General features: G+C 28.3%; 9 protein-coding genes and 4 tRNA genes. 2 read left to right on the top strand and 11 right to left on the bottom strand.

Features of this window, described 5'->3' with window-relative positions:
* Positions 1-73: 73 nt before the first annotated feature.
* From ACYUEW_RS18625 to ACYUEW_RS18600, 6 genes are all read right to left on the bottom strand, one after another.
* A tRNA-Gln gene (locus ACYUEW_RS18625) sits at positions 74-148 on the bottom strand.
* A 48-nt stretch (positions 149-196) separates the two neighbouring features.
* Positions 197-267, bottom strand: a tRNA-Arg gene (locus ACYUEW_RS18620).
* Between the two features lie 9 nt (positions 268-276).
* Positions 277-350: transfer RNA gene (locus tag ACYUEW_RS18615), tRNA-Gly, on the bottom strand.
* Positions 351-357: 7 nt separating this feature from the next.
* A tRNA-Pro gene (locus tag ACYUEW_RS18610) sits at positions 358-433 on the bottom strand.
* 148 nt (positions 434-581) lie between these two features.
* The gene (locus ACYUEW_RS18605) at positions 582-1052 is read right to left on the bottom strand and encodes a metallophosphoesterase (protein ID WP_003483326.1); all 471 of its coding nucleotides are present in this window, start codon (positions 1050-1052) and stop codon (positions 582-584) included.
* Between the two features lie 16 nt (positions 1053-1068).
* Positions 1069-1668 carry an XTP/dITP diphosphatase gene (locus tag ACYUEW_RS18600; protein ID WP_003483325.1) on the bottom strand — a complete coding sequence of 200 codons (600 nt, stop codon included), beginning with the start codon at positions 1666-1668 and terminating at the stop codon, positions 1069-1071.
* 103 nt (positions 1669-1771) lie between these two features.
* Here ACYUEW_RS18600 and ACYUEW_RS18595 point away from each other — a divergent pair, with 103 nt between their 5' ends.
* Positions 1772-3145: a hypothetical protein gene (locus tag ACYUEW_RS18595; RefSeq protein ID WP_265204582.1), complete on the top strand. Its 1374-nt coding sequence runs from the start codon at positions 1772-1774 to the stop codon at positions 3143-3145.
* A 112-nt stretch (positions 3146-3257) separates the two neighbouring features.
* On the top strand, positions 3258-3413 hold the full coding sequence (locus ACYUEW_RS18590) for a hypothetical protein (RefSeq protein ID WP_003483320.1): 156 nt from the start codon (positions 3258-3260) through the stop codon (positions 3411-3413).
* Positions 3414-3415: 2 nt separating this feature from the next.
* Here the strand turns inward: ACYUEW_RS18590 and ACYUEW_RS18585 are convergent, their stop codons facing one another.
* The 5 genes from ACYUEW_RS18585 to ACYUEW_RS18565 form a co-directional block, all read right to left on the bottom strand.
* Complete coding sequence (locus ACYUEW_RS18585) at positions 3416-4978, bottom strand: ABC transporter substrate-binding protein (RefSeq protein WP_043032539.1); 1563 nt, start codon at positions 4976-4978, stop codon at positions 3416-3418.
* A gap of 154 nt (positions 4979-5132) precedes the next feature.
* Positions 5133-6563 (bottom strand): Asp-tRNA(Asn)/Glu-tRNA(Gln) amidotransferase subunit GatB, encoded by a 1431-nt coding sequence (gatB, locus tag ACYUEW_RS18580; protein WP_003483317.1) that lies wholly within the window; start codon positions 6561-6563, stop codon positions 5133-5135.
* A 42-nt stretch (positions 6564-6605) separates the two neighbouring features.
* The gene (gatA, locus tag ACYUEW_RS18575; protein ID WP_003483315.1) at positions 6606-8063 is read right to left on the bottom strand and encodes an Asp-tRNA(Asn)/Glu-tRNA(Gln) amidotransferase subunit GatA; all 1458 of its coding nucleotides are present in this window, start codon (positions 8061-8063) and stop codon (positions 6606-6608) included.
* A 36-nt stretch (positions 8064-8099) separates the two neighbouring features.
* On the bottom strand, positions 8100-8387 hold the full coding sequence (gatC, locus tag ACYUEW_RS18570; RefSeq protein WP_003357679.1) for an Asp-tRNA(Asn)/Glu-tRNA(Gln) amidotransferase subunit GatC: 288 nt from the start codon (positions 8385-8387) through the stop codon (positions 8100-8102).
* A 137-nt stretch (positions 8388-8524) separates the two neighbouring features.
* Entirely contained in the window at positions 8525-9736 is a 1212-nt protein-coding gene (locus tag ACYUEW_RS18565; protein WP_106899596.1) for a dicarboxylate/amino acid:cation symporter, read from the bottom strand.
* Positions 9737-9972: the final 236 nt, after the last annotated feature.

Below are 9972 nucleotides of genomic sequence, written 5' to 3'. Positions count from 1 at the left end.
TCCACCGGGGAATCGAACCCCGGACAACATGATTAAAAGTCATGTGCTCTACCAACTGAGCTAGTGAATCGAATGGCTGGGATGGCAGGATTCGAACCTACGCATGTAGCAGTCAAAGTGCTATGCCTTACCGCTTGGCGACATCCCAATAATGGGGTGAACAAAGGGACTCGAACCCTTGACAACCAGAACCACAATCTGGCTAAGGGATTCGAACCCCTGGCCCACGCCTTAGAAGGGCGTTGCTCTATCCATCTGAGCTAAAGACGCATATTATGGAGCGGGTGAAGGGAATCGAACCCTCGTAACTAGCTTGGAAGGCTAGCACTCTACCATTGAGTTACACCCGCACTCTTTTGGTCGGGGTGACAGGGCTCGAACCTGCGACCTCATGGTCCCAAACCACGCGCGCTCCCATCTGCGCCACACCCCGATATTAAAGAGTTTCTCGAGTTATTATCTTGTTTTGCCGTCTTTTTCGTTTGTTCTCACAACTCTCAACGACATAAACTATTCTACATCATATAATTATATTCGTCAATACATTTTTTTATTTTTTTTTTATGTTTTTTAAAATTTCATTATATCTTCTTTATAACAGGCACTACTTTATCCCCATCAATACCTATAACAGCAATGCTTCTAACCCCATTTCTTGGGAGTGTCGGGCTACCAGGATTAATAAACCATATTCCATCTATATACTCTATCTGAGATATATGAGTATGTCCAAATAGGACTATATCAGCTTCTAATTCTAGAGCTCTATATCTTAATTTAGCTAAGTCATACTTCACATCATATCTATTTCCATGAGTTATAAAAAATCTTTTTCCTCCTATATTTTCTATTAATTCAGATGGAGTTTGTTTTGAAAAATCACAGTTTCCTCTTACATTTATAATTTTTCCTTTATAAACAGAAGACAATATTTTTACATCCTCTACATTATCCCCCAAATGAATTATTAAATTTACATTACCTAAACTATTTACAAGAGAAGTTGCATCTCCTATATATCTATGGGTATCGCTAATAACACCTATTTTCAAAATTGCCCCCCCTTATCTATATATATTTTTCTAATTCACATTTTAAAATTTTTAAAGCCTTTCCCCTATGACTTATAGAATTTTTAGTTTGGGAATCCATTTGCGCAAAAGTTTTTTTATACTCTGGTATATAAAATAAAGGATCATATCCAAATCCATCTTCCCCTATTTCTTTTTCTCCTATAATCCCATTAATTTCACCTTGGACTTTTATTACATTATCTTTATCTATTATAAATACTATAGAACAAACGAACTTAGCTTTTCTTTCTTCTACTTTTTTGCCATCTAATTCTCTTAATAACTTTTGATTATTTTTTTTATAGTTTCCATGCTCCCCTGCAAATCTAGCAGAATAAATTCCTGGAGCTCCATTTAAAGCATCTACCATAAGTCCTGAATCATCTGCTATTACCATATACTTAGGCAAAATCTCATGTATAGTAGCTGCTTTTTTATAAGCATTTTCCATGAAGGTATTTCCATCTTCTTCTATATCTATATCAATACCTGCTTCTTTCATTGATAAAGCATCAATATTAAATTTTTTTAATATTTCTTTTATCTCTCTTATTTTATCCTTGTTATTACTTGCAACAATAACTTCTTTTTTCATATGTTAATCCTCCAAACAAATTAAATATTTTATTTATGTATCACTAAATTACCCTTGTATAACATATTATAATATAAGAATTAATTTATGGTAGGTGTGTTTTTTGAAATATATAGGTCCTTTTTTAAGAATGAATACATTAGATCCAAGTAATATTTACTCTCAAATGAACTTTTTAGCTAAAGAATCTTTACAAAACATAATACTTCATTCCAATTGTGGTATTTGTATACCCTTTAGTGAACTAAAACTAAAAAATGATTTTGCTAATTCTAAAAATTTTAGCTCTTGCACACCTTTATTGTGTGTCTATAGAAAAGCTAACCCTAAACTTATAAATTCAAATAAAAAACTAACATGGAATGATAGTAAATTTAAAAAAGAAGTAAACATATTAGGTAATAGCTTTATGGTTCTATCCATTCTCCAATTAATAGAATATTATGAACAATTTAAAGATAAGGATAAAAATTTATACTCTTACACTAAATTATACAATAAATTGTGTAAAAAACAATTAGAATTCTTTGCAACTTATTTTAGAAATGAAGAAGGAGTTTTTGTTGATAAACTAGATGTATCAGACAGTATATTATCTAAAATAGATTTTAAAGAAAAAAATAAAAAATTTAATTTTTCAAATCAATGCTTTTTAATGTGTGCTTACTATGGTACATCTTTATTAGATAAAGATGATTATTGTTCCAACTATAATGACTTTTCTTTAGATATACTTAATATGTTTTTAGACTACAAAGATGAACTTTACACTCTTTCTACAGATGAAATATCCAAATTGTGTTTAGGAATGAATATATTTTATAAATATTCTAAAAATGATGATAGCAAAGTGTTATTACTAGATCTATCAGAACTTTTACAAGAAAAATTAAAGGAAAAAGATTTAAATACTGAAAAAAAAGTTGATACTTATTGTTTAGCTTATATAGACTTTATGCTTACCTTTAATAATTTAGGAATATTAAAATTTAAAAACCTAAGTAAGGAAATATATAAATCATTGATAAAATTATATAATGATAATTTGAGTATATTTATTAAAAATACAGATAAAAAAGAAATAAAATATTCCTGCGATGAGTTAATATTATATCTCTTAGTATTACTTAATGAGCATAAAAGCGATAAAGAAAATTCAGATAAGAACTTATTGCTTAAATTTTATAGAAATCAAATAATAAATTCTGGAATAATACTAAGTTGGCCTGAAGAACCTGCATTAAATAGTATTGAAAGATATAAAAACTTTTCTTTAAAATCAGAAGATTTATTAGATGAACAATGTTTTAGAATGGGATCTATACCATCTCCTGAAGCCATCGAAATAGCACCAGTACTAGCTAAATATGTAGAATATAATACAAAGAAACAAGAGTTTACTAATTGCAGAAATTCTTTTGATAGTAATAAAAATTTCTTTCTATGGTTTTTAATTTTATATACACTTAAAAATTAATATGAGGATATTGCACTGCAATATCCTCATATTAATTTATTTTTTGGATATAATAAACGTACATCAATAAGTACAAGCATTGGTAATAAAATACTTTATAGGAGGGCTTTGTATGAATATAACTTGTTCTGAAAAATGTAAAAATAATAAAAATGGAAGATGCATATTAAATTACATCAGTCCCTTTTTAAGTATTCATGAAGAAAATGCCAATTGTGCTTATTTTCTTCCTATTAAATCATCTAAAAATACAACTACTATAAAATAATATTAATTATAGGGTGCTAAGGTTATTTTCTTTATAACAATATTACCATGTATAGTAATATATTGTCCTTGTACCCTACTTCTTTTACATAATATATCATAAAAAAAACAAACAGGAATTGTATGCAAATCCTTAACCAGAACATCTTGTGCTTTATTTATATATTCTTTTTTTTGCCACATATTATTTTCTGATTTAATTTTATTTAAAAACTCTTCATATTGCAAAGAATCACTAGTAAAGTTTAAAAGGAAAAATAGAGGATCATTATTTTTAGCCTTATTCCTAACAAAAGCTAAATCATAATCTCCATCTTTTATTTTTTTCTTTAATTCACTTTCATCTTTGCAATTAACTAAAGTAATATTTATATCTAAATTTTCTTTTAATTCCTCTATTAAACTGTTAGTTATTTTATTAGAAATAGGATCCTCTATTGATATAATTTTTAAATCCTTTCTTTCTTTTTTATATTCACTTTTATCTAAAAATTCTTTTGCTCTTTGTAAATTTCTATTTAAATTAAAATAATTTTTTCCATAACTTATATCATCATTTTGTGCTATATTATTTGGCACATAGGCAACCGCTGGCACTGCTTTCCCATATAATATCTTTGAACACATTTCTTCTCTACTAATACAGCTATCTATGGCCCTTCTTAAGTTTAGGTCCATATAATCTTTTTTATTAAATATTATACTCCCTGTTTCTAAAGATAGCTTTTTAGATATTAATCCTTCTTTATTTAAATCATTAATTTCAGCTATAGGAGGATCAATAAACAAATCTAGTTTGGAAGTTTTTAAATATGCTAATGCTTCTTCACTACTTTGTATGGATTTAAGTACTATTCTATTAATTTTTATATTTTCTTTATCCCAGTATTTATTGTTTTTATTGATTGTTATTTGATCCTTTTCTATTTTACTTATATAAAATGCACCTGTACATGATATTTCATTGAAATTTTCTTTATAGTTTTTAGTTTTCTCATCTATTTTTCTTAATTTATATCTAGGCTTAGAAAGAGTACTTAAAAAATTTGTATCTTTATTATTTAGCCTTATTTCTAATATATTATTTTCTTTAGCTTTTATAGCTATGTTATCTAAATTTCCATTAGTTAAATAATCTTTAACTCCATATACTGAATTTAATTCATTAAATTTTATGTCATTTTCCTTACAATATATGAGCATATCTTTAAAAAATTTTTCAAAATCTCTGGCTACTATTTTTTTACCATTACTCCAAAATAAATTATCCTTAATATAAAATTTATAATCTATACCATCTTTGCTTATTTCCCATTTTTCTGACAATTCTGGAACAATATTATTATTTTTATCTAATCCTACTAGCCCATCAAATAAACTTAATAATAAATCCCCTTCCCTTTGTGAATCTTCTTCTAGCATAATTAAATCCTTAGGCATAGCTTCTATGTTATATATTAAGTAATCTCTTACCCCTTCATCTGAGGTAACTTCTTTATTTTTTTCCACACAACCACTTAAAAAAATTAATGTAAAACTTAATAAAAAACATATAATCTTTTTCATTTTATCCCCCCTGCTTTAAAGAATTATATACTATATTTAATTATTTACACTTATGGGTTAAAATAAACAATATTTTAAAACTTTACATATATTTAAATTATTTTTCACATAAAAAATCCCCACATTTTTATGCGGGGATTTTTTATTTTAATATTTACATTTTGTTTGCTTCTTCACTTACTAATTTATTTACTATTTGAGGATTAGCTTTTCCCTTTGTTTCTTTCATTACAAGACCTACAAGGAATCCTAAGGCTCTTTTCTTTCCATTTTTAAAATCTTCTATAGATTGTGGATTATTCTCTATAATCTTTTTAACTACTTCTAATATAGCACCTTCATCATTATTTTGAACTAATCCTTTTTCTTCAACTATATCTTTAGGGTTTTTACCTGACTTAAACATATCATCCAATACTTTTTTACCTATATTATTAGATATAGTTCCAGCATTTATTAATTTAATTAATTCAGATAATTGTTCTGGATTAAACTTCAAATCTTTAACTTCCATAGCTTTTTCATTCATAAGTCTTGAAATATCACCCATTAACCAGTTGGAAGCAGCTTTTGCATCTTCACTCTTTAGGGCAGTTTCTTCGAAAAATTTAGCCATATCCATTGTTAAAGTTAATACCATAGCATCGTATTTAGGTATTCCAAATTGATTTACAAACCTTTCAGCCTTTTCATGTGGCAACTCTGGTATAGTTTTTCTTACTTCTTCTATCCATTCATCTGAAATATTTAATGTAACTAAATCTCCTTCTGGGAAGTATCTATAATCATTAGCCCTTTCTTTACTTCTCATAAGCACTGTAACAGAATTAGCTTCATCCCATCTTCTTGTTTCCTGCTCCAAGATTTCTCCTTTTGTTACAGCCTCTACATGCCTATCATACTCATATGAGAGAGCCTTTTCTAAAGCTTTAAAAGAATTCATATTTTTTATTTCTGATCTTACTCCAAATTTTTCACTACCTATAGGCCTTACAGATATATTACCGTCACATCTTAAGGAACCTTGCTCCATTTTACAATCTGACACTTCTATTGAAGATAGTATACTCTTTAATTTTTCTAAATATTTTGTAGCTTCTTCTGGAGTTCTTATATCTGGTTTTGATACTATTTCTATTAGTGGTACTCCTGCTCTATTGTAGTCTACCAATGTTCCTGCATTAGTATGAAGTAATTTTCCCGCATCTTCTTCCATATGTATTCTTTCTATACCTATTTTTTTCTTTTCACCATTTTCTAAATCTATTTCAATATATCCATCTCTACATATTGGAACTTCATCTTGAGTTATTTGATAATTTTTAGGACAATCTGGATAAAAATAATTTTTTCTATCCATTCTACAAACTTTGTTTATAGAACAATTTAAAGCTAAACCTGCTTTAATTCCATACTCCACTACCCTTTTGTTTAATTGAGGTAGGGAACCTGGTAACCCTAAACATATTGGACAAACATGAGTATTAGGTTGGCCACCAAATTCTGTAGTGCATCCACAATATATTTTAGTATTTGTTGAAAGCTCAGTATGAACTTCCAATCCTATAACTGCTTCAAAATCCATCTATGTTTTTCACTCCTTTTTTCTAATTAAATAACTATATACTTAAAACTCCGCCCTCATTTTATGAAAATCTGCTGATTGTTCATAACTATATGCTAAATTAAATAATACATCTTCTTTAAAATAATCTGATATAATTTGAAGTCCCACCGGAAGTCCATCTACCATACCACATGGTAATGATATAGCTGGTACTCCTGCTACACTTATTGGAACAGTATATATATCTGAAAGATACATTGCCATTACATCATCTTTCTTTTCTCCTACTTTAAATGCTGTAGTTGGAGATGTTGGTGATACTATAGCATCAAATTCTTTAAATACTCTTTGAAAATCATCTTTTATAAGCTTTCTTACCTTTAATGCTTTTTTGTAATAAGCATCATAGTATCCTGCTGATAATACATAAGTTCCAAGCATTATTCTTCTCTTAACTTCATCACCAAAGCCTTCACTTCTAGATTTTAAATATATATCCTGAGCATCTTTAAAGTTTTTTGCTCTGTATCCATATCTTATACCATCAAATCTAGCTAAATTTGATGAAGCTTCTGCACTAGATATTATGTAATAAGCTGATAGAGCATAATCCATTAGTGGTAGAGAACATGGTTTAACCTCTGCTCCATTTTCCTCTAATACCTTTATGGATTCTTCTACAGATTTTCTTACCTTTTCATCTAATCCTTCTCCAAAAAACTCCTTTGGAATACCAATCTTTTTACCTTTTATATCTTTAGTTAAGCTTTTTTTATAATCTGGTACTTCCTTATCTACTGTTGTAAAATCCTTTTTATCTAATCCTGCTATAGTTGATGTGAGTAATGCACAATCTTCTACATCTTTTCCCATTGGACCTACTTGATCTAATGTAGAACCAAAAGCTACAACCCCTGATCTTGATATTCTTCCATATGTAGGTTTTAAACCAACTATTCCACAAAAGGATGCAGGTTGTCTTACAGAACCACCAGTATCTGTTCCTAATGATAAAGTAGCTTCACATCCTGCTACCGCCACTGCAGATCCACCTGAAGATCCACCCGGTACTCTTTCTAAATCCCATGGATTTTTGGCTAATTTAAATGCACTATTTTCTGTAGATGATCCCATAGCAAACTCATCCATGTTTAATTTACCAAGGATTATTCCATCTTCTTTTTTTATTTTTTCTGTTACGTGAGCATCATAAGGTGAAGTATATCCTTGTAATATTTTAGATGCACAAGTATTTTGCATTCCTTTTACGTTTATGTTATCTTTTATACCTACTGGTATACCTGATAAAGCTTTTAACTCTTCATTTTTTTCTATTTTTCCATCAATTTCTTTAGCTTTTTTTATAGCTTCTTCTTCTGATACATATAAGTATGCTCCTAGATTGTTATCCACTAAATTTATTTTATCTAAAAAAGCTTTTGTGATCTCTTCTGCTTTAACTTCTTTATTTGAAAGCATCCCCTTTAATTGATGTGCTGTTAATTTAGTTAAATCCATTTTCTTTCCTCCTTTTTCCAGAAAACAAAAGAAATATTAATCTATAACTTTAGGAACAATTACATATTCCTCTAAGCTTTCTGGTGCATTATCTATAACTTCTTTTAATTCCATAGACTTTTCTACATTATCTTCTCTATATTTGTTTTCAATATAATATGGATTTACTACTATATCCACATCATCAGTATTTAATTCATCTAATTTTTCCATATAGTTTAATATTTTGTTTAAATCATTTACAAAATTGTCCTTTTCTTCTTCTTTAAACTCTAACCTTGCAAGCTCTGCTACATATTCTACATCCTTTTTTGAAACTGACATTTTATCCCTCACTTCCTTATATAAACATTATTTTTTTACCTTATGAAGGCTAATATTTTTATTTTACCACAAATATATATTTTTTACATAGAAATAAAAAAAACTACCTGTAAAAATTAGGTAGTTTCTTTATTATATTATATAGCCTCCCCAAATGCTTCTTCTTTAATCACTTTTTCTTCAGAAATACTTTCTTTTCTAAATAACTTATCTATAACTATAGCTATAGCTCCATCCCCACATACATTTGTAGCTGTTCCAAAGCTATCTTGTGCAAAATGTATAGCTATCATTAATCCTTGTTGTACTGGATTAAACATAAGCATATCCTTTAATAATCCTAAAGTGGCATATACACCACCACCAGGTATACCTGGTGCTGCTACCATAGTAACCCCTAACATAAATATATACGGTATCATCATAGCCGCTGTTGGTGCTTGCCCTGACATAAGCATTATCCCCATAGCTCCTAATACTAAAGTTATAGTATCTCCTGCTAAATGTATTGTTGCACATAAAGGTATTACAAAATCAACTACATCATCTGATAAACCATTTTTCTTAGCACATTGTAAATTTACAGGTATAGATGCTGCTGAAGATTGAGTCCCTAAAGCCATCATATATCCTGGTATCATATTTCTTATAGCCTTAACTGGATTTTTTCTTGAAACAGCATATGCTATAGAATATTGTAATACTATGTAAGCTATTTGAAGTGGTATTATTATCAAATATACTGATGAAAATGTCTTTAATGTTTGGATTATTTCTCCAGAAGCTGTTAGTTTTGAAAATATACCTGCTATATGAATAGGAACTAATGGTATTATTACATTTTTAACTATTATTTCAACTATTCCTTTAAAATCCTTTGTAACTTCTAAAAGATTTTTTCCTTTTATATAAGGAATACAAATTCCTAAGACAAAGGCAAGTACTAAAGCTGACATTACCCCCATAATAGGTGGTATATCTACTTTAAAAAACGGTTCTAAATATACATTTGATTTGAACACATTGCCACTATTTTTAATTAGTTTTGGCAGTATAGATTGTCCTAATAAAAACGCAGCCATTCCTGCTATTATAGTAGATAGATAAGAAAATAATACAGTGATTCCCAATAGCTTTCCTGATCCTTTTCCTAAATCTGCAATCCCTGGCGCTACAAAACCTATTATAATTAATGGTATAGAGAAATTAAGAAATCCTCCAAATAGACCTGAAAATGTATTTAAAGCCCTAACAACATGATACATGCCTAAGGTCTTAGATATCACCCCTATTAAAATACCAAATATAATTCCTAAAACTAATTTAGTTAAAAGACCTAATTTTTTCATTTTACTCCCCCCTTAACTTCGATGTATCTGTGTTGTATACACATGTTTTTTATTTGAATACAAATTTATGATAACACTTGCTTTTATTTTTGTCAATAATTTTTGTATTTAAATTTTATACAAATGTGTTTATTTTAAACACATAAATATTTTATCTTTTTTATTTAAAGCAGATTAATCTATAAAATTTAAAAATATACAAATTATTTAATTTAAAATAAATTTATCAACAACAC

The sequence above is a fragment of the Clostridium sp. CTA-1 genome (genome assembly GCF_054768215.1).
The sequence above is the reverse complement of the archived record's forward strand: the minus strand, read 5'-3'. Positions and strand labels throughout refer to the sequence as shown.